Raw genomic sequence first — 20,382 nt, 5'->3', positions numbered from 1 at the left:
AATGTAAATAGAAATCATAAAAAAATGTCCTTCGTTGATCATATCCAATCAACGAAGGACTTTATTTCGAATTGAACAACCAATTTTACTTAGTAATGGCTTTATTGCCAATATCATTACGATAAAAAAGATTGTCACTTTTTATTTGTCGTGCATGTTCATATGCGTTTGCTTGTGCTTTTTCAACTGTTGGACCTTCCCCTATAGCTAGGATAACTCGTCCGCCAGAATTCACAAAACATTGACCTTCTTTCTTTAATCCACTCACATAATAATGAGAATCTAGATTAAAACCACTTATTTCATGCCCTTTTTCATATGTACCAGGGTATCCTTTAGATGCTAGCATTACTCCTACAACAGCTTCATCTTTCCAGTTAAAATGAATAGGTTTACAATTTTCCAAATCGATAATGAGTTGCATTAAGTCACTTTCTAAACGTGTTAATAATACTTGTGCTTCAGGATCACCAAAACGTGCATTAAACTCGATAACTTTAGGTCCATCTTTTGTTAAAATTGCACCAATGTATAGTAATCCAAAGAAGTCATGACCTTCTTGTGCCATAGCTTTAGCAATAGGTTGAGCAATCTCCTTATTAGTTTGCTCAAGAACAGATGCATCAATGTGTGGTACTGGGCAATATGCGCCCATTCCACCAGTATTTGGTCCTTGATCATTATCAAATGCTCGCTTATGATCTTGAGCAATACAGTCGAAAGGAACCGCATAATCTCCATTTACAAAAGTCATTAAAGAAAACTCTTCTCCTTCTAAATAACTTTCGAAAACGACTTTCCCTTTTTCTTCTTGATAAATTGTTTTGACCCCTTCTAATGCGTCTTCTCTTGTAAAAGCAATAATAACCCCTTTACCTGCTGCTAAACCGTCTTTCTTTATTACGATTGGTAAATCACAAGTTTCAACATATTGCAACGCCTCGTTACGTGAACTTACTTCTTTATATTCTGCTGTAGGAATATGATATTTGTCCATTAATTGCTTGGCAAATAATTTTGAACCTTCAATTTGAGCCGCATCTTGTCCTGGACCAAACACTTTAATATTTGCATTTCTTAATAAATCAGCTAACCCATCTATTAAAGGTTGTTCAGGGCCAATGATTACCCAATCAATTGCGTTATGGTGAGCAAAATGTAAAATAGCTTGATGATCTGATTCAGCAATTTCACCGTGCACTTCAGCAATATTGACCATTGCATCATTTCCTGGAATCGCGTAAACCTTATCTACAATTGGAGATTGATTGATTTTAGAAGCTAATGCATGTTCACGTCCACCAGCTCCAACTATTAAAACTTTCAATAGATTACCCCTTTCTTTTCAAAAATTAATGTTTAAAATGACGCATACCTGTCATAACCATTGTAATGCCATATTTATTAGCCATATCAATAGAATCTTGATCTTTAATTGAACCACCTGGTTGAATAATTGCCTTAATACCATGTTCGGCCGCATATTCAACTGTATCTCCCATTGGGAAGAAACCATCTGAAACAAGCGCAACATTATCGTTAATTTCTATTGCTCTTTCGATTGCAATTTTAGCGGAACCTACACGATTCATTTGTCCTGCACCTATACCAACTGTTTGTTTGTTGTTACTCAATATCACTGCATTACTCTTAACGGCACTTACAACTTTCCAACCTAGCAGCATAGCTTCCCACTGTGCTTCTGTAGGTTGAGTGTCGGTAGCAACAGTCATGTCGTTTCGAGTCACATCTTTATTATCTTTATCTTGTACTAAGTAACCACCTGAAACGGAAACAAATTCTTGTTCAGCATTATCAATTGTCATATCTATTTGTAATAAACGAATATTTTTCTTTTGTGTCAATATTTTTAAAGCTTCCTCAGTAAATTGAGGTGCAATAATTACTTCTAAAAAGATAGAATGTAATGCTTCAGCTAATTTAACATCTACTGTTCTATTCAATGCTATAATACCACCAAATATTGATTGATTATCCGCTTCATAAGCATGTTGAAATGCTTCATCAATCGACTGTCCAATTCCTACTCCACACGGGTTCATATGTTTTACTGCTACAGCAGTTGGCTCGTTGAATTTTTTTACTAAACTGAGCGCTGCATCTGCGTCTTTAATATTATTAAAACTCAATTGTTTACCATGTAATTGTTTTGCACCAGCAATCGTATGTTTGCTATCAGATGTTCTAACAAAATATGCAGATTGCTGAGGGTTTTCACCATATCTTAGTGTTTCCTTATTATCTTTGAAATAGTTAACAATAGCATGATCATATTCATTTGTATGTTGGAAAACTTTAACCATTAGCGATTTTCTATATGCTTCGTCCAATTGTTGATTTTTAATTCTCTCAATAACCTCGTTGTAATCGGAAGGATGTACGATAGTTGTAACATGTTTAAAGTTTTTAGCAGCTGCTCTTAACATTGTAGGTCCACCGATATCAATATTTTCTATTGCATCAGTTTCTGTTACCTCAGGTTGAGCAACAGTCTGTTGGAAAGGATATAGGTTGACCACTACCATATCAATTAAATCAATATGTTGTTCTCGTAATTGCTCTAAATGACGTTCCTTATCTCGATCAGCTAAAATACCACCATGGACAGCTGGATGTAGTGTTTTAACACGACCATCCATAATTTCTGGAAATTGTGTTAACTCTGACACGGACTTAATATTGATATTCGCATCTTCCAATACACGTTTTGTACCACCCGTAGAATACAGTTCATAGTCTAAGTTAGTTAATGCTTTTGCAAACTCGACAATTCCACTTTTATTAGAAACGCTTAATATTGCTTTTTTCATTCTATAAGATACTCCTCTATTTAATGATTTTAGCTATAACTCTTGGATAAAGTTCATATTCTAAATGTTTTACTCTATCTTCCAATTGTTCTTTAGTATCGTCCGGTTTTATATCACATTGCTGTTGTTCAATAATTTCTCCCGTATCCATCCCACTATCTACATAATGGACAGTTGATCCAGTGACAGTATCTCCACTCTCTAACGCTTGTCCTATGGCATCTAAACCTTTGAATTTAGGTAATAATGAGGGATGTATATTTAATATCCGTCCTTCATAAGCTTGTAATAAGTCTTGTCCAATTAATCTCATATAACCAGCTAATACAATCCACTGAACTTCCTCACTGGATAATAATTTAAGTAGATGCTGTTCATATAAAGATTTGGATGAAAAGTCTTTTGGCTTGTTAATATGAATTGGAATATTTAAATTTTTAGCTCTATCAATACAGGGTACCCCTTCATTATCTGTATACAATGCCGTTACATTGATACCAGACAATTGCCCTGATTGAATATGTTTTACGATATTTTCAAAGTTACTACCTGATCCTGAGGCAAAAATCGCGATATTGGTCACTATTCTACCTCCAATAAATGAATAGGTGTATCATCATCTTTTATAATTTCACCAATTTCATATGCAGTTGTATCCATTGCACGTAACGTTGTTAATGTTGTTTGAACATCTTTTTTGTCAACAATAACTATATATCCAATGCCCATATTAAATATGTTATACATTTCATTCGTTGAAATGTTGCCCTGTTTTTGAAGCCAATCGAAGACTTCTAACGTTGGGAATGATTGTGTATCTATTTTTGCTGATAAACCTTTAGGAAGGGCACGCGGAATATTTTCATAAAAACCTCCACCGGTAATATGGCTCATCGCTTTGATATCAACATGTTTCTTTAATTCAAGAATAGGCTTTACATACAATTTTGTTGGTGCAAGGAAGGTTTCTAAAAAGGTTTGACCATTAAATTGATCATGTAATTGAACTCCTGACTCTTTTATCATTTTTCTGACTAGACTATAACCATTGGAATGAATACCATTTGAAGCTAAACCAATAATTGCTTGTCCTTCTTCAACATTCGAACCATCAATATAGTCCTCTTTCTCTACAGCGCCTACTGCAAAACCAGCAATATCATATTCACCTTCATGATACATTTCTCCCATTTCAGCAGTTTCACCGCCTATAAGTGCCGTATTGGTTTGTTCACAACCGTCACTTATACCTTTAACGATTTGCTCTATGGTACTTGGCACTACTTTATTCGTGGCAATATAGTCTAAAAAGTATAAAGGCTCAGCACCTGTTGTTAAAATATCATTTACACACATTGCGACAGCATCAATACCAATTGTGTCATGCTTTCCATAGTCAATTGCTAATTTTAACTTTGTACCCACACCGTCAGTACCTGATACCAGAACTGGCGCTTTCATATTTAATTGGGACAAATCAAATGTTGCACCAAATCCACCTAAACCACCTAATACTTCTTTACGCAATGTACGTTCAACATGACTTGTTATTCTCTCAACTGCTTCATATCCTGCTTGAATATTTACACCAGATTCCTCATATGCTTTAGACATGCAAATTTCCCTCACTATCAAAATAATGTTTATTATTAGCTATATATGATTTTTGACGTTCACTTAAATGCTTTTTATAATTTTTTTCATAATCGTAAAGTCCTGCTGGATAATCACCTGTAAAACTTTCTACACACAAGCCATGATATGGCGCATCATAATCAAGTCCTATAGACTCGATTAAGCCATCAACACTTAAATAAGCAAGAGAATCTGCACCAATATGATTTTTAATTTCCTCTGGAGACTTACTTGCTGAGATGAGTTCAGCTGTTGTAGATACGTCAATACCATAAAAACTAGGGAACATAAATTCGGGAGAAGCAATTCTTACGTGAATACGGTTAGCTCCTGAATCCTTAAGCATTTTAACTATGCGTTTAATCGTTGTACCTCGAACAATCGAATCATCTACAAGTACGATATCTTTACCATCAACAATATCCTTAACAGCCGACAGTTTTACACGTACACCTTGCTCTCTTAATTCCTGAGTGGGTTGTATAAAAGTTCGAGCAACATATTGATTTTTAACTAGTCCCATTTCATATGGCAGTCCTATTTCTTCAGCATAGCCACTTGCTGCAGATAATGATGAATTAGGTACGCCTATTACCATATCTGCTTTTGCTGGGTTTTCCTGTGCTAAACGTTTACCTGATGCTTTTCGTACTGCATGAACATTTTTTCCAGCAATCGTTGAATCAGGTCTCGCAAAATAAATATATTCCATAGCTGATATTGCAGTTGTCGTTTGTCTTGTGTATGTCTTAACTTCTATACCTTCATCCGTAATAACTACATACTCACCTGCATGGATATCTTGTACAAATTCAGCACCTAAAACATCAATCGCGCATGTTTCACTTGCTAAAATATAAGCACCGTTCTCCATTTTTCCAACTACTAATGGTCGAATAGCATTAGGATCTACTGCACCGTACAATGCATCTTTTGTTAGGATTGCAAAAGTAAATCCACCCTTAATGAGTCGCAAACTCTCTTTCAATGCTTCTTCAAATGTCGGCGCCTTACTGCGACGAATTAAGTGCATAATGACCTCAGTGTCAGAAGAAGAATGGAAAATCGCACCTTGTTCTTCTAAATTTTGACGTAGTGATTTAGCATTAATTAAATTACCGTTGTGACATATACCTACGCTCATATCATAAAAGTGATATAAAAATGGTTGGATATTTTCAATGCCTTTATTACCAGAGGTTGCGTAACGAACATGTCCTATCGCATGTGGATAACCTTTTATATTTGACATATGTTCGTCTTTAATTGCTTCAGTTAATAAGCCTAATCCTCGTTCACCTTTTAGCGTTTCGTGATTTGAAACTACAATACCTGCACCCTCTTGACCTCTGTGTTGCAAACTATGTAGACCCATATATGTTAACTGTGCTGCTTCAGGATGATTCCAAATACCGAAAACGCCACATTCTTCATTTAATCCTGAGTAGTTAGACATTGAACTATAGCCCCTTCCCATTTTTGTTTGATATCTGAAACGTTTTCTTTTATTTTTACGTCTGAGTTTGATATATCAAATGACTGCTGATGAGTTAATTGCCCAATTTCTTGAGCTTGATCTATATCCAACGTTTGCCCTTCTTTAACAATCACAATATATCGTCCTTGAGTTTCACTAAATAATTGTGCATTGGTCACATCTAATTGAGCTTGCATACCTAAATGATAATGGGCACTAATTTTAGCTAAAGTAACTAATAAGCCTCCCTTACCAACCGTTTGTACATGAGATGCAATGCCATTACGAATAGCCTGTTTGATTGATTTTCCTTTTGAAACTTCATCACTTAAATCAATAGATTCGAACTCATGATTAACTGATCCATACAACAATTTTTCCAATTGACTACCACCAAAGTCATCACGTGTTTCACCAACTAAATAAATTTTATCTCCTGCTTTAGGTTTAAACTCTTTTAGATAGCTCACGTCTTCAATAAGACCAACCATTCCTACGACAGGTGTAGGGAAGATAGAGGTTCCACGTGTCTCGTTATATAATGAAACATTTCCTGAAACTACAGGAGTTTGAAGCACTTTACAAGCTTCTGACATCCCTTTAGTGGAATCTATTAATTGTTGATAGATTTCTTTCTTCTCTGGAGAACCATAGTTTAGACAATCAGTCATAGCTAATGGTGTCGCCCCGACTGCAATTAAATTTCGATAGGCTTCAGCAACAACCATTTTTCCACCTTCATAAGGTTGGTTGAAAACATAACGTGCTTCACCATCTATAGTTGAAGCAATAGCTTTTTGTGTTCCTTCTACGCGCACAACTGAAGCTTGTAAACCTGGCTTAATAATTGTATTTGCCCCTACTTGTTGATCATATTGTTCATATAAGTGATGTTTAGATGCTATTGTTGGGTGTTGTAATAACTTGATAAATGTATCATGTACATCTATATCGCTGTAATCGTTTTTAGATGTATTGTATTCCTTTTCTTCCCCTTCTAAAATATACACTGGTGCTTCATCAGCAAGAGGTTGCACAGGAATGTCTGCATACACTTCATCATCGTATGTAAGCACGAATCTGTCAGTGTCTGTTACTTCGCCTATTACTGCACTATCTAGTTCGTGTTTATTGAATAAATCTAAAAACTTTTGTTCTGTACCTTTTTCTACAACTAACAGCATTCTTTCTTGTGTTTCAGAAAGCATCATTTCATATGGGGAAATTCCTGGTTCTCTTGTTGGAACTTGATCAAGTCTTAAATGTAAACCACTACCACCTTTAGCTGCCATTTCAGATGAAGATGAAGTTAAACCAGCTGCTCCCATATCTTGTATACCTACTAGTTCATCAAAGGTAATTGCTTCTAATGTTGCTTCCATTAGCTTTTTGCCTACAAATGGATCACCAATTTGTACTGAAGGTCTTTTACTTTCACTTTCCTCAGTAAGTTCTTCAGATGCAAATGTTGCGCCATGAATACCGTCACGCCCAGTTTTTAAACCTACATATATAACGGAATTACCAACACCCTTAGCTGTTCCTTTTTGGACCATATCATGATCAATAATTCCTACACACATAGCATTGACTAATGGATTACCATCATAGCGTTCATCAAATTCAATCTCTCCAGCCGTAGTAGGAATGCCAATACAGTTTCCATATCCCCCAATACCACTTACAACACCTTTAAGTAATCGTTGATTTTGTTTTACAGTTAACTCACCAAAACGAAGACTATTTAGTAAATTAATTGGACGAGCACCAATTGAAACAATATCTCTAATAATACCTCCAACTCCAGTTGCCGCACCCTGATAAGGTTCAATTGCAGATGGATGATTGTGAGACTCGACTTTAAATACTACGGCTTGATTATCGCCTATATCTACAACACCTGCACCTTCTCCTGGTCCCATTAATACGTGCTCTCCTGTCGTAGGAAATTGTTTTAAAAATGGTTTAGAATGTTTATATGAGCAATGTTCGCTCCACATCACTGAGAAAATTCCTACTTCTGTGAAGTTGGGTTCTCTACCAAGAATTTCAACCACTTTGTCATATTCTTTATCACTTAATCCCATATCTTGATAAAGTTTTTCAAGTTTAATCTCTTCATTACTTGGTTCAATAAATTTAGACATTTTGTTCCCTCCAACTTTTCACCATTGATTCAAACAATTTCACACCGCTATTTGTTCCTAACAATGTTTCAAGTGCGCGTTCAGGGTGTGGCATCATCCCACAAACGTTACCCTCTTTATTAACTATTCCTGCAATATCTTCATAAGATCCATTAGGGTTATTCGTATATTTAAGGATAATTTGATTGTTGTCGTTGAGTTCACGATATATTTCATCAGTACAATAATAATGACCTTCACCATGTGCTACAGGATAAACAACATTCTCATTTTTCATATATAAATGCGTAAAAGGTGTTTGATTATTAGTAATTTTTAAATTTTCGTTTCTACTAATAAATAAATGTGAGTCATTATGAAGTAATGCGCCTGGTAACAATCCAATCTCAGTTAAAATTTGAAACCCATTACATACTCCTAAAACAGGCTTACCTTCTTTCGCAAATCGCTTAACTTCTTTAATAATCGGAGCAACACTTGCCATAGCTCCTGATCTCAAATAATCACCAAATGAAAAACCACCAGGTATTAAAACACCATCAAAACCATCTAAAGTCGTTTCACGATAATCGACATATGCTGCATCAACACCTGATTTAATAGCTGCATTATACATGTCTCTATCGCAGTTTGAACCAGGGAACACAAGAACTGCAAATTTCATATTATGCTTGCTCCTTTTCATCAATAACTTTATAGCTATATTCTTCAATGACTGTATTGGCAAATAACTTTTCACTTAGTGTCGTAATAATATTATCAACAGCTTCGTCAGTTGGTTCATTAACTGTCATATACAAAACTTTACCTACTCGAATGTCATTCACTTGTTCATAACCAAGATCGTGAACTGCTCGGTTTAAAGCTTGTCCTTGTGTATCTAAAACCTGTGGTTGTAAAGTGATATGTAGTTCAATCGTTTTCATTATTTAAGATCCTCCAATTTATTTAAAAATGTTTGATAAGTTTCAATAAGCGAGCCAGTGTTGTTTCTATATACATCTTTATCAAAGTTAGTATCCGTATTTTTATCCCATATTCTGCAAGTGTCGGGAGAGATTTCATCTGCAAGTAAAATTTTTCCACTATTGGTTTTACCAAATTCAACCTTAAAATCTACAAGTCTCAAACTCATTTCATTCATCAATTGAATCAGTACTTGGTTAATGTCTTTAGCCATTTGTTTAAGTTGTGTTATTTCTTCATCGTTCGCTATGCCGAGTAATTTTACATGGTCATCAGTAATAAGCGGATCATTAAGTTCATCTTTTTTGTAGAAGAATTCTACTAAAGGTTCTTCAAATTTATGCCCTTTTTTAAAACCAAGACGCTTTGTTATCGAACCAGTGGCAATGTTTCTAACAACTACTTCTAAAGGTATAATATCAACTTGTTGGACGAGTTGTTCTGTTTGTGATAGTTGTTTAATAAAGTGATTGTCAATATGATTATGAGTTAAATAATCAAATATAATAGAAGTAATTTGATTATTTAACTTACCCTTGCCAATCATAGTATCTTTTTTTGCACCGTTTCCTGCTGTTACTTCATCTTTATATTCAACTCGTAATTGACCATCAATATTTGTCGTGAATACTCTTTTAGCTTTACCTTCATATAACAATGACACTTACTTGTCTCTCCCTTCAAATTTCATTAACATATATTGTTCTGTTTGATTGACATCATCCGTCAGTATAGTCATATGTCCCATTTTTCTATCAGGTTTTCTTTCTTTCTTACCGTAAATGTGAATATGCCAATCTGGGTGTCTGCTAAATTCATTTTCAAGCAAATCCAAATCCCGACCTAATAAATTCATCATTACTGTTGGCTTTAATAATTCAATAGCTTGCGGAAGTTTTTGACCAGTTATGGCTAGAATATGTGTATCAAACTGTGAGTAATCACAAGCTTCTATAGAATAGTGTCCAGAATTATGTGGTCTAGGTGCAATTTCATTTACATATAAGTTATCTTCTTTATCAATAAAGAATTCTACTGTAAAGGTTCCAACAAAATGTATTGCGCGAGTGATTTTCTCAACTTCCTTCCGTGCTTCATATTCTTTATCAGTTCTTGCCGGAACGACTGTTTTAAATAATATTTGATTTTGATGCTCATTTTCTTGAAGAGGAAAGTATGTTGTTTGTTGTTCATTTCCAATTGTTACTGTAAGAGATACTTCCTTTTTAATATCGAGATATTGTTCAGCAACACATTCTTGCTTCTCAACTAACTGGTATGCTTCGTCTAATTCCGAATCATCTCTTACCAAAATTTGTCCTTTACCATCATATCCACCAAAACGTGTTTTCACTATGAACGGAAAGCCTAATTTGTCTATGGCTTTTAATAAGTCTTGATTTGTTTGAATTTGTATAAAGGGAACAATTTGAGTATTTGCTTCTAGTAATGTTTGCTTCTCGGTTAGCCTATCTTGTAATAGTTCAATAGCTTGGTAACCTTGAGGAATATGATATAACTGAGTGAGTTTTTTTAATTGTTCAGACGAAATATTTTCAAACTCGTAAGTAACAACATCAGAATTTTCACCTAACTGATTTAAGGCTTGCTCATCATCATAATTTGCATGAATAAACTGATGTGCGACATAGCGACATGGGCAACTTTCATTAGGATCTAAGACAATCACCTTATAACCCATTTTTTGAGCCGACTGAGCCATCATTTTTCCTAACTGCCCTCCGCCAATGATTCCTATTGTCGCGCCAAATTTAAGTTTACTGAAGTTCATTTTGCATTTCCTCCACTTTTGCGACTAAAGATTTTTCATAATTTTCCAAATTATTTTGAACTGATTCATTTGTTATTCCTAACATTCTTGCCGCTAATATCCCAGCATTTTTAGCACCTGATTTTCCAATTGCTGTGGTTGCAACTGGTATACCACCAGGCATTTGGACGATAGATAGTAATGAATCTAAACCTTTTAGACTTTTAGATTCGATTGGTACACCAATCACAGGCAATGTTGTCATGGAAGCTACCATTCCAGGTAAGTGTGCTGCTCCCCCTGCACCGGCAATGATGATATCAAAACCATTTTGACGTGCTTGACGAGCGAAATTGAACATCATTTGAGGCGTACGATGAGCTGAAACGACTTTCTTTTCGTACGGTATTTTAAATTCTTCAAGCATCGAACAACTTTCTTTCATAATTTTCCAATCTGAGGAACTGCCCATAATGACTGCTACTTTCACTTTGTACACCCTTTCGAAACTTTTGGATTGTTATTAGGAATAGTTGTATATTACACATATAGCATAACAATCCATTCGGTATTTTTCAATCAAAAATCGAACTTTAACACTTATTTAAATATTAATTTACGTATTTTGACTATCATTTTCTTTTTGATTAATGTTAAAGTTAAGATATTAATTAACAATTAGGAGGAATTTAAGGTGGTTGCTAAAATTTTAGATGGTAAGCAAATAGCAAAAGAATATAGACAGAGACTTAAAAATCAAGTCAATGAATTAAAAGAACATGGTTTTACTCCAAAATTATCAGTCATATTAGTTGGTAATGATGGTGCAAGCCAAAGTTATGTAAAATCAAAGAAAAAAGCAGCAGAAAAAATTGGAATGATATCTGAAATTGTTCACTTAGACGAATCCACGTCAGAAGAAGAAGTTTTAAGCGAACTTAATCGATTAAACAATGACGATACTGTTAGTGGTATTTTAGTTCAAGTGCCATTACCTAAACAGGTAAGCGAACAAAAAGTACTTGAAACTATCAATCCGAACAAAGATGTAGATGGTTTCCATCCAATAAATATTGGAAAATTGTATATTGATGAGCAAACCTTTGTACCATGTACACCCCTAGGTATTATGGAAATTTTAAAACACGCAGATATTAATTTAGAAGGAAAAAATGCAGTTGTTATTGGTCGTAGTCATATTGTTGGCCAACCTGTTTCAAAGTTATTGTTGCAAGCTAACGCAACTGTTACGATTTTACATTCACGTACAAAAAATATGAATGCACACTTAAAACAAGCAGATGTGATTGTTAGCGCAGTAGGACAACCTGGTTTAGTTACTAAAGAAAATGTTAAAGCAGGCGCAGTAATTATAGATGTTGGTAATACACCTGATGAAAATGGTAAATTAAAAGGAGATGTAGCATATGATGAAGTAAAAGAAATAGCTAGTGCAATTACTCCGGTACCAGGTGGTGTTGGTCCTTTAACTATTACAATGGTACTTAATAACACACTTCTTGCAGAGAAATTAAGACGTGGCTTAACAAAATAATATCAGTGAAAAAGCCCGTGACATGAATACGTAGTCATGGACTTTTTCTGTCTTACTTCCAACTCATAAATGTGTTGAACATAAGTTTATGAGTTAATTTTATTCTATTTTTTCTTTATCAATCATTTAATATAACAACGAATTTTCGTCTAATTCACAATACTTATTAATTGAGCACTAAACTTCGAATTCAATTTCAGTAAATGTTTTCAAACAATTCACAATTTACATAATCTTTATCAAATTTTCATAAAAAAGGATTTAATTTTTATGTTGATTAAGTTATATTAAGACCATAGTATGATGTCGGCAAAATAAAAATAGGGTATATTAAACTTAAATTATAGATGATTCAATACACGGAGGTTAAGTTATGAACAAATTACTACAGTCATTATCAGCACTTGGAGTTTCAGCTACATTAGTGACACCCAATTTAAATGCAGAAGCCACTACTAATACTGAACCTCAATTAAAAGGTGTTAACGATATCGTTATTGAAAAAGGACAAGAATATAATTTACTTAAAGGCATAAGTGCTTACGATAAAGAAGACGGCGATCTTACTCATAAAATCAAAATTGATGGTCAAGTTGATACATCCAAAGCAGGTAAGTATAAAGTGAAATACCAAGTTACCGATTCTGATGGTGCTGAAAAAACTTCTATAAGAAATATTGAAGTAAAATGAACCTCTCCTCTTAATCACACATAATCTTTGTTTAATTTCTACCTATTATACATTTTAATGAAATATAAATTACGAAAACGTTTATACAAAAATGAATTGTATAAGCGTTTATTTTTGTAATTAGAAATTATTTCATATGACTATGCATCACTTAAGAGAACATTCAATCAATAAACTAAAACGATATATCCAAATATTAGCCTACCTAAAATCAGACACATCTTATAGACAAATTCTTCTACTTAATTCTTTCTATATAAGATTATATTTTTCTATAAGTAATATTCCTTTTTTGTATCTAATTGATAAGATTTATCAATAATGTGTTGTATTACATGTAATTTTGCTAAATTTGTCTATTTTCACAAAATGTACACATAATTTTAACAAATCTTACAAACCCCGTCATATCTAGGACTAACAGACCTCAATTATATTAATAAGTAATTTTTTTTGAACATACTCTTGTAAATATTGTGTAATAAACTAAAATTATTGGTAAGCCCTACATTTGTAGTATTAGGAGGTCAAAAAAAGTGTCAAAATTTAAGTCTTTGCTTCTATTATTTGGCACACTAATTTTACTTAGTGGTTGTTCAAATATAGAAGTTTTTAATGCAAAAGGGCCAGTAGCAAGCAGTCAGAAATTCTTGATTATCTATTCAATAATCTTCATGCTTGTTATTGTTGCTGTAGTGCTTTCCATGTTCGCTATTTTTATTTTTAAATATAGCTACAAAAAGAATAGCGAATCTGGTAAGATGCACCACAATTCTTTAATTGAAACAATTTGGTTTGTGGTACCTATTTTAATCGTAATTGCTTTAGCTATTCCTACAGTTAAAACTTTATACGATTATGAAAAACCACCAGAAAAAGACAAAGATCCACTTGTCGTTTATGCAGTAAGTGCTGGCTATAAATGGTTCTTTGCCTACCCTGATCAACATATTGAAACTGTTAACACATTAACAATTCCTAAAGATCGACCAGTTGTATTCAAGCTTCAATCTATGGATACAATGACAAGTTTCTGGATTCCACAATTAGGTGGTCAGAAATATGCCATGACTGGTATGACTATGAATTGGACTTTAACAGCTGATCAATTAGGTACTTTCAGAGGTCGTAACTCAAACTTCAATGGTGAGGGATTCTCTCGTCAAACATTTAAAGTTCACTCTGTAAGTCAAAATGATTTTGATAAGTGGGTAAAAGAAGCTAAAGGTAAGAAAACTTTAAGTCAAGATACTTTTGATAAGCAACTCTTACCAAGCACTTCTAACAAAGAATTAACATTCAGTGGTACACATATGGCGTTTGTTGACCCTGCGGCTGATCCAGAGTATATCTTCTACGCTTACAAACGTTACAACTTTGAACAAAAAGATCCTAACTTCACAGCTGAAGAGGATTTATACAAAGATGTAAAAGATAAACCAATCAAACCTGCTCGTAAGGTTCATATAACAAACCCTAACTATGAACGTCATGGTATGAAACCTATGATTCTCGGCAACAATGAAAAATACGATAATGAGTTCAAAAAAGAAGAGGATCATAACTCTAAAGAAATGGAAAAAATTTCTAAGGGAGCAAAAGACGAAAATGCGTCTAAACTTCACAAAAAAGAACACGATGATCATGGAGGTGGACATTAATGAATTTTCCATGGGATCAACTACTAGTTAAAGGAAATTGGATGATTATCTCAGCACAAATTGCTGCGCCATTCTTAGTCATCGGCCTTATAGCAGTTATATCTTATTTCAAATTATGGAAATATCTATATAAAGAATGGTTCACATCCGTAGACCATAAAAAAATCGGTATCATGTATTTAATTTCTGCCGTATTAATGTTCGTTCGTGGTGGTATCGATGCGTTAATGTTACGTACTCAATTAACAATTCCAGATAATAAATTCTTGGAAGCAAACCACTATAATGAAGTATTTACTACGCACGGCGTAATTATGATTATATTTATGGCTATGCCATTTATCTTTGGTTTATGGAATGTTGTTATTCCATTACAACTTGGTGCACGCGATGTTGCCTTTCCTGTAATGAATAACGTTAGTTTCTGGCTATTCTTCGCTGGTATGATTTTATTCAACCTATCATTTATTGTAGGTGGATCACCAGCTGCTGGTTGGACTAACTACGCACCTCTTGCTGGTGAATTCAGTCCAGGTCCAGGTGTTAACTATTATTTAATTGCAATTCAAATATCTGGTATCGGATCGTTAATGACTGGTATCAACTTCTTTGTTACGATTCTAAGATGTAAAACACCAACAATGAAGTTTATGCAAATGCCAATGTTCAGTGTAACAACATTCATTACAACATTAATCGTTATATTAGCATTCCCAGTGTTCACTGTAGCACTTGCTTTAATGACTGCTGATAGAATTTTTGGAACTCAGTTCTTCACTGTAGCAAATGGCGGTATGCCAATGCTTTGGGCAAACTTCTTCTGGGTATGGGGGCACCCTGAAGTTTATATCGTTATTTTGCCAGCATTCGGTATGTACTCAGAAATCATCCCTACTTTTGCCCGTAAACGTTTATTCGGTCATCAAAGTATGATTTGGGCAACTGCAGGTATCGCATTCTTAAGTTTCTTAGTTTGGGTTCACCATTTCTTCACTATGGGTAATGGTGCGTTAATTAACTCATTCTTCTCTATCTCAACAATGTTAATCGGTGTTCCAACCGGAGTTAAACTATTTAACTGGTTGCTCACATTGTATAAAGGTAGAATTACATTTGAGTCACCAATGCTATTCTCATTAGCATTCATCCCTAACTTCTTATTAGGAGGGGTTACTGGTGTAATGCTTGCAATGGCATCAGCTGACTATCAATATCACAATACTTATTTCTTAGTAGCTCACTTCCACTATACATTGGTTACTGGTGTAGTATTTGCCTGCTTAGCTGGTTTAATCTTCTGGTATCCAAAAATGATGGGCTACAAGTTAAATGAAACATTAAACAAATGGTGCTTCTGGTTCTTCATGATCGGATTTAACGTTTGTTTCTTACCACAATTCATTCTAGGTTTAGATGGTATGCCACGTCGTCTATACACTTACATGCCTTCTGATGGTTGGTGGTTACTAAACTTCATCTCAACTATCGGTGCATTATTGATGGCAATTGGATTCTTATTCCTAGTTGCAAGTATCGTTTATAGTCATATCAAAGCTCCACGTGAAGCTACTGGAGATAACTGGGATGGACTTGGTCGTACTTTAGAGTGGTCTACAGCATCAGCTATTCCACCTAAATACAACTTTGCTATCACTCCTGATTGGAATGACTACGATACATTCGTTGATATGAAGGAACATGGTCGTCATTATTTAGACAACCATAACTACAAAGATATTCATATGCCAAACAATACTCCAGTAGGATTCTGGATGGGTATATTTATGACTATTGGTGGTTTCTTCTTAATCTTCGAATCTATTGTTCCAGCACTTATCTGTTTAGCAGGTATTTTCATTACTATGATTTGGAGAAGTTTCCAAATTGATCATGGTTACCACATCCCTGCTTCAGAAGTTGCAGAAACTGAAGCTCGTTTAAGAGAAGCTCGAATTAAAGAAAGGGAGGCTGTAAGTCATGAGTCATGATGCAAATACTATTGATTCTCGTACACACGAAGGCGAATTAAATAAACTTGGCTTTTGGATTTTCCTTACAGCTGAATTTGCGTTATTCGGTACCCTATTTGCAACGTTATTAACGTTACAACATGGTGGCGGATATGGTGGTAAATTAACTACCGACTTATTCGAATTACATTTGATTTTAATAATGACTTTTGCATTATTAATTAGTTCATATACTTGTGGTATTGCAATTTACTACATGCGACAAGAAAAGCAAAACTTAATGATGTTTTGGATGATTATCACAGTTATCCTAGGTCTTGTATTCGTAGGTTTTGAAATTTACGAATTCGCACACTATGCTTCTGAAGGTGTTAACCCAACTATTGGCTCCTTCTGGTCTAGTTTCTTTATATTACTAGGTACGCACGGTGCACACGTATCATTAGGTATTGTTTGGGTTATTTGTTTGTTAATTCAAATCGGAACTCGTGGTTTGGATTCATACAATGCTCCTAAATTATTTATAGTAAGTTTATACTGGCACTTCTTAGATGTTGTTTGGGTCTTCATCTTTACTGCCGTATATATGATAGGGATGGTGTATAGCGGATGAATACAATCGTAAAACATACAGTAGGTTTTATTGCTTCTATCGTACTAACGCTTTTAGCAGTTTTTGTAACTCTATACACTAATATGACATTCCATGCTAAGGTAACTATCATCTTTGGTTTTGCTTTCATTCAAGCTGCCCTTCAATTATTAATGTTCATGCATTTAACTGAAGGTAAAGATGGACGTTTACAATCGTTCAAAGTTATCTTTGCAATTATCATTACTTTAATAACTGTTATTGGAACATATTGGGTAATGCAAGGTGGACACTCTTCTCACTTATAAAGATGAGTTTCCCAAGGTTGATTTCAATAAAGAATGAATTTGAATATATTTGTTCTTTATTGATTCATTTCCACCTTATATGCAAAGAGCCTGAGACTTTTAAGTCTCAGGCTCTTTTTATATCGTAACAATCCCATACCATGTTATGCTTTAATTATTACGATATACGGAGATGATGATATGTCTATTCCCATTATAATTGATACAGATCCTGGTATAGATGATGCTACAGCAATTAGTATCGCACTGTCACACCCTCAATTTGACGTTAAAATGATATCAACTGTGAATGGTAATGTAGGTATTGAGAAAACGACAGCAAATGCACTAAAGCTTAAAAAGTTTTTTAATAGTTCTGTTCCTGTACATAGAGGCGCATCCCAACCATTGATTAATGACATTTTTGGAGCTACATCAATTCATGGTGAGTCTGGTATGGATGGTTACAATTTTCCACAAATAAATCAAGATGATTTAACATCGATTCATGCAGTTGAAGCAATGAGAAATCTATTAGTAAATACTCAAGAACCTTTAACCTTGATTGCCATAGGTCCACTTACAAATATCGCTATTCTTTTAACTAGTTATCCTGAAGTTCAACCATTTATTAAGGAAATTGTTTTAATGGGTGGTAGTACCGGTAGAGGCAATGTAACGCCTTTAGCTGAATTTAATATATATTGTGATCCAGAAGCTGCTCAAATTGTATTTAACTCTGGATTACCTTTGACTATGATTGGTCTTGATTTGGCTCGTGAAGCATTGTTTACTCACCATTTTGTAAAAGACTTCAAAGATACAAATGCAACTTCAAGCATGTTATATAATTTATTTCAGCACTATAAGAGTGAAGATTTTGATATAGGATTCAAATTATACGATGTATTCACTATATTATATTTGTTGGATCCAGAAGCCTTTAATGTCAAGGAGGCGTATACTCAAATAGAATTAAGTGGCAACTTTACAAGAGGAGCCACAGTGGTAGATTTTAATACGGAGTATCCCAATTGTACAGTTGTTTTAAGTCCTGTTGAAAGACAGTATGAGGATTTATTCTTAAACGCCCTTTCTTATTGTAAATAATTAAATTGCAATTTGAATGTTATTTTATTAATCATATAACAAATGCCCGGTTACACTTCACATTGAAGTCCCGGGCATTCGTTATATATAATTTATTGAAGACTAACCTTGTAAATAAAAAATAACGAGTCTAATCCATTATTAACAAAATTACAATTACTCAACTTTAACACCTGCTGTATTATAAGGCTTTTTCTGGTCAAGAATATTATAGAAAATATGTCTCATTTTGTTTTCATTACTTACTAATCCAGGTGTATTACTTACATTCGTCCCTAAAATGACAATATAACGATCATTAAAGTAAACAGTAAAAATTTGACCAAAGAATACCCCGTTGACTCTATTTAAATACGGAGTTATGTAAAAACCATATCTATATTCTTCTGGATATTCTTGAGTCCCAAATTCATGTAAAATAGGTCGAGTTTGACGCGCATTAAAGATTTTATTTTGTTGCAATGTATAAATTAATTTGCCCATATCATGTGGCGTCATATATAAATTACCAGCTCCATAATATTGATCTAATATATTAGGTTTAAGGAATGAAAAAGTATTATTTTTAAACTTATAACCTTTTGCCATCTCACTTTGAAGAGGTTTTTCGTCATAAAAAGCAGTATGTTTGAGATTATATTTATTACCTAATCGTTCATAATAATTTTTAACATATGGTTTTCCAGTAACATTTTCAATAACTTTAGCTAAAACTAAATAATTAGCATCATTATACTGATGCTTATGATAAACTGTATCATCAATACCTCGAGCTTGAATTGCTCTAACAGCTTGTTCTAAATTTTTGATATTAGTTGAAGCTTCATATTTATATAGTCCACTTTTATGTAACATTAAATCTTTAATTGTAATTTCTTTATTTGTTTTAAACCAAGGAATATATTTAGTGACTGAATCTTGCAAATTCACTTTATTTTCGACTTCAAGTTGCTTTAGCATTAAACCTGTTGTAAATTTTTGCGCTGATCCTATTAAATACATTGTATTTGCAGTGTTCTTTTTACCTTTCTCTATATCTTGATAACCATATCCTTTATTCATTTTCACTTTTCCATTATCAAATACAGCTACAGTTCCATTAAATTGAGTTTTTTCTAAATATTTGTTTATCGATTTAGAAATGGGATCTTTTTTGTCATATTTAGTTTTTAGTTTTTTAGGCTTCTCAGCTGTCTTATCTCTCTTTTCAATATAATTCGTATTTCCACTTTCTTGACTTAACGTTTGTTTTTTTAATTCTAGGTGTCTTGTCCATTCAACACCTAATATACCTATTGACACGACTAAAGTTAATAATACGATAATAAAAAATACGATTTTAAATTTATTTAATTTCATCTTTATTGTTTGCCTCACACTTTAATGTCTTAAAATTTTGTTGACTATTCACATCATATGTCAATATATTATATTATTCGTTATCATTTTTAAGGTTAAACCCCAAAACACTTGAATAAATAATTACCTGATGAGATATCTAAAATAAATGCTTATATATTTTGCTAGCTAAAATGGTAATGACTTTTTTATTTAATCACACGACTACACTTAACCGATTAGAAAGTTTTAAATATTTTAACTGTAAATTCATAATTCTCTGGTTATCTTTGACATATCCAGTTACTTTTAATAATTACAATGCAACTAATATTATGATATTCATAACGT

General features: G+C 33.6%; 19 protein-coding genes. 7 read left to right on the top strand and 12 right to left on the bottom strand.

The annotated features are described in order from the left end of the window. Positions 1-85 precede the first annotated feature (85 nt). The 11 genes from purD to purE are packed head-to-tail and all read right to left on the bottom strand — an operon-like array spanning position 86 to position 11,317. A complete protein-coding gene (purD, locus tag HMPREF2897_RS09310; protein ID WP_002486589.1) occupies positions 86-1,327 on the bottom strand; it encodes a phosphoribosylamine--glycine ligase in 1,242 nt (413 codons plus the stop codon). A gap of 25 nt (positions 1,328-1,352) precedes the next feature. Beyond that, positions 1,353-2,831 (bottom strand): bifunctional phosphoribosylaminoimidazolecarboxamide formyltransferase/IMP cyclohydrolase, encoded by a 1,479-nt coding sequence (gene purH, locus HMPREF2897_RS09305; protein WP_002475238.1) that lies wholly within the window; start codon positions 2,829-2,831, stop codon positions 1,353-1,355. 16 nt (positions 2,832-2,847) lie between these two features. Next, on the bottom strand, positions 2,848-3,414 hold the full coding sequence (gene purN, locus HMPREF2897_RS09300) for a phosphoribosylglycinamide formyltransferase (RefSeq protein WP_002475231.1): 567 nt from the start codon (positions 3,412-3,414) through the stop codon (positions 2,848-2,850). Next, positions 3,414-4,445, bottom strand: coding sequence for a phosphoribosylformylglycinamidine cyclo-ligase (purM, locus tag HMPREF2897_RS09295; protein ID WP_002446153.1), 1,032 nt, complete (start codon positions 4,443-4,445; stop codon positions 3,414-3,416). The genes purN and purM overlap by 1 nt, the downstream gene beginning before the upstream one ends. After that, on the bottom strand, positions 4,438-5,922 hold the full coding sequence (purF, locus tag HMPREF2897_RS09290) for an amidophosphoribosyltransferase (RefSeq protein WP_002446152.1): 1,485 nt from the start codon (positions 5,920-5,922) through the stop codon (positions 4,438-4,440). The genes purM and purF overlap by 8 nt, the downstream gene beginning before the upstream one ends. Beyond that, positions 5,901-8,090 carry a phosphoribosylformylglycinamidine synthase subunit PurL gene (gene purL, locus HMPREF2897_RS09285; RefSeq protein WP_002496507.1) on the bottom strand — a complete coding sequence of 730 codons (2,190 nt, stop codon included), beginning with the start codon at positions 8,088-8,090 and terminating at the stop codon, positions 5,901-5,903. Before purL ends, purF begins: the two co-directional genes overlap by 22 nt. Then, positions 8,083-8,754: a phosphoribosylformylglycinamidine synthase I gene (gene purQ / locus HMPREF2897_RS09280; protein ID WP_002475236.1), complete on the bottom strand. Its 672-nt coding sequence runs from the start codon at positions 8,752-8,754 to the stop codon at positions 8,083-8,085. Before purQ ends, purL begins: the two co-directional genes overlap by 8 nt. Position 8,755: 1 nt before the next feature. Beyond that, positions 8,756-9,016, bottom strand: coding sequence for a phosphoribosylformylglycinamidine synthase subunit PurS (gene purS, locus HMPREF2897_RS09275; protein WP_002446149.1), 261 nt, complete (start codon positions 9,014-9,016; stop codon positions 8,756-8,758). Further along, positions 9,016-9,720: a phosphoribosylaminoimidazolesuccinocarboxamide synthase gene (gene purC / locus HMPREF2897_RS09270; protein ID WP_002486585.1), complete on the bottom strand. Its 705-nt coding sequence runs from the start codon at positions 9,718-9,720 to the stop codon at positions 9,016-9,018. Before purC ends, purS begins: the two co-directional genes overlap by 1 nt. Continuing rightward, a complete protein-coding gene (gene purK, locus HMPREF2897_RS09265) occupies positions 9,721-10,848 on the bottom strand; it encodes a 5-(carboxyamino)imidazole ribonucleotide synthase (protein ID WP_070593046.1) in 1,128 nt (375 codons plus the stop codon). Next, positions 10,835-11,317 (bottom strand): 5-(carboxyamino)imidazole ribonucleotide mutase, encoded by a 483-nt coding sequence (gene purE, locus HMPREF2897_RS09260; RefSeq protein WP_070593045.1) that lies wholly within the window; start codon positions 11,315-11,317, stop codon positions 10,835-10,837. The genes purK and purE overlap by 14 nt, the downstream gene beginning before the upstream one ends. A 204-nt stretch (positions 11,318-11,521) precedes the next feature. Here purE and folD point away from each other — a divergent pair, with 204 nt between their 5' ends. The 7 genes from folD (at position 11,522) to rihC (ending at position 18,693) form a co-directional block, all read left to right on the top strand. Next, positions 11,522-12,382: a bifunctional methylenetetrahydrofolate dehydrogenase/methenyltetrahydrofolate cyclohydrolase FolD gene (folD, locus tag HMPREF2897_RS09255; RefSeq protein WP_002457465.1), complete on the top strand. Its 861-nt coding sequence runs from the start codon at positions 11,522-11,524 to the stop codon at positions 12,380-12,382. A gap of 373 nt (positions 12,383-12,755) precedes the next feature. After that, entirely contained in the window at positions 12,756-13,073 is a 318-nt protein-coding gene (locus HMPREF2897_RS09250; protein ID WP_001831741.1) for a DUF5011 domain-containing protein, read from the top strand. 536 nt (positions 13,074-13,609) lie between these two features. After that, positions 13,610-14,734 (top strand): cytochrome aa3 quinol oxidase subunit II, encoded by a 1,125-nt coding sequence (gene qoxA, locus HMPREF2897_RS09245; RefSeq protein ID WP_001831736.1) that lies wholly within the window; start codon positions 13,610-13,612, stop codon positions 14,732-14,734. Beyond that, on the top strand, positions 14,734-16,722 hold the full coding sequence (gene qoxB / locus HMPREF2897_RS09240; protein ID WP_002446144.1) for a cytochrome aa3 quinol oxidase subunit I: 1,989 nt from the start codon (positions 14,734-14,736) through the stop codon (positions 16,720-16,722). Before qoxA ends, qoxB begins: the two co-directional genes overlap by 1 nt. Beyond that, positions 16,712-17,317, top strand: a complete 606-nt coding sequence (qoxC, locus tag HMPREF2897_RS09235) for a cytochrome aa3 quinol oxidase subunit III (protein WP_001831738.1) — start codon at positions 16,712-16,714, stop codon at positions 17,315-17,317. Before qoxB ends, qoxC begins: the two co-directional genes overlap by 11 nt. Further along, positions 17,314-17,604 carry a cytochrome aa3 quinol oxidase subunit IV gene (qoxD, locus tag HMPREF2897_RS09230; RefSeq protein ID WP_002446143.1) on the top strand — a complete coding sequence of 97 codons (291 nt, stop codon included), beginning with the start codon at positions 17,314-17,316 and terminating at the stop codon, positions 17,602-17,604. Before qoxC ends, qoxD begins: the two co-directional genes overlap by 4 nt. Before the next feature lie 180 nt (positions 17,605-17,784). Beyond that, the gene (gene rihC / locus HMPREF2897_RS09225) at positions 17,785-18,693 is read left to right on the top strand and encodes a ribonucleoside hydrolase RihC (RefSeq protein WP_002446142.1); all 909 of its coding nucleotides are present in this window, start codon (positions 17,785-17,787) and stop codon (positions 18,691-18,693) included. A 156-nt stretch (positions 18,694-18,849) separates the two neighbouring features. Here rihC and HMPREF2897_RS09220 read toward each other — a convergent pair whose 3' ends face one another. Beyond that, entirely contained in the window at positions 18,850-20,052 is a 1,203-nt protein-coding gene (locus tag HMPREF2897_RS09220; RefSeq protein ID WP_002446141.1) for a serine hydrolase domain-containing protein, read from the bottom strand. Between the last annotated feature and the right edge of the window lie 330 nt (positions 20,053-20,382).

Source organism: Staphylococcus sp. HMSC065D05 (assembly GCF_001813195.1).
Taxonomy (GTDB): domain Bacteria; phylum Bacillota; class Bacilli; order Staphylococcales; family Staphylococcaceae; genus Staphylococcus; species Staphylococcus epidermidis.
This window is presented reverse-complemented; position numbering and strand designations above follow the sequence as displayed.

Bases quoted from the DNA above. Each gene is read 5' to 3' on its own strand.
- purH (WP_002475238.1), bottom strand. From the start codon at position 2,831: ATGAAAAAAGCAATATTAAGCGTTTCTAATAAAAGTGGAATTGTCGAG.
- purM (WP_002446153.1), bottom strand. From the start codon at position 4,445: ATGTCTAAAGCATATGAGGAATCTGGTGTAAATATTCAAGCAGGATAT.
- purF (WP_002446152.1), bottom strand. From the start codon at position 5,922: ATGTCTAACTACTCAGGATTAAATGAAGAATGTGGCGTTTTCGGTATT.
- purL (WP_002496507.1), bottom strand. From the start codon at position 8,090: ATGTCTAAATTTATTGAACCAAGTAATGAAGAGATTAAACTTGAAAAA.
- purQ (WP_002475236.1), bottom strand. From the start codon at position 8,754: ATGAAATTTGCAGTTCTTGTGTTCCCTGGTTCAAACTGCGATAGAGAC.
- purS (WP_002446149.1), bottom strand. From the start codon at position 9,016: ATGAAAACGATTGAACTACATATCACTTTACAACCACAGGTTTTAGAT.
- purK (WP_070593046.1), bottom strand. From the start codon at position 10,848: ATGAACTTCAGTAAACTTAAATTTGGCGCGACAATAGGAATCATTGGC.
- HMPREF2897_RS09250 (WP_001831741.1), top strand. From the start codon at position 12,756: ATGAACAAATTACTACAGTCATTATCAGCACTTGGAGTTTCAGCTACA.
- qoxB (WP_002446144.1), top strand. From the start codon at position 14,734: ATGAATTTTCCATGGGATCAACTACTAGTTAAAGGAAATTGGATGATT.
- qoxC (WP_001831738.1), top strand. From the start codon at position 16,712: ATGAGTCATGATGCAAATACTATTGATTCTCGTACACACGAAGGCGAA.
- qoxD (WP_002446143.1), top strand. From the start codon at position 17,314: ATGAATACAATCGTAAAACATACAGTAGGTTTTATTGCTTCTATCGTA.
- rihC (WP_002446142.1), top strand. From the start codon at position 17,785: ATGTCTATTCCCATTATAATTGATACAGATCCTGGTATAGATGATGCT.
- HMPREF2897_RS09220 (WP_002446141.1), bottom strand. From the start codon at position 20,052: ATGAAATTAAATAAATTTAAAATCGTATTTTTTATTATCGTATTATTA.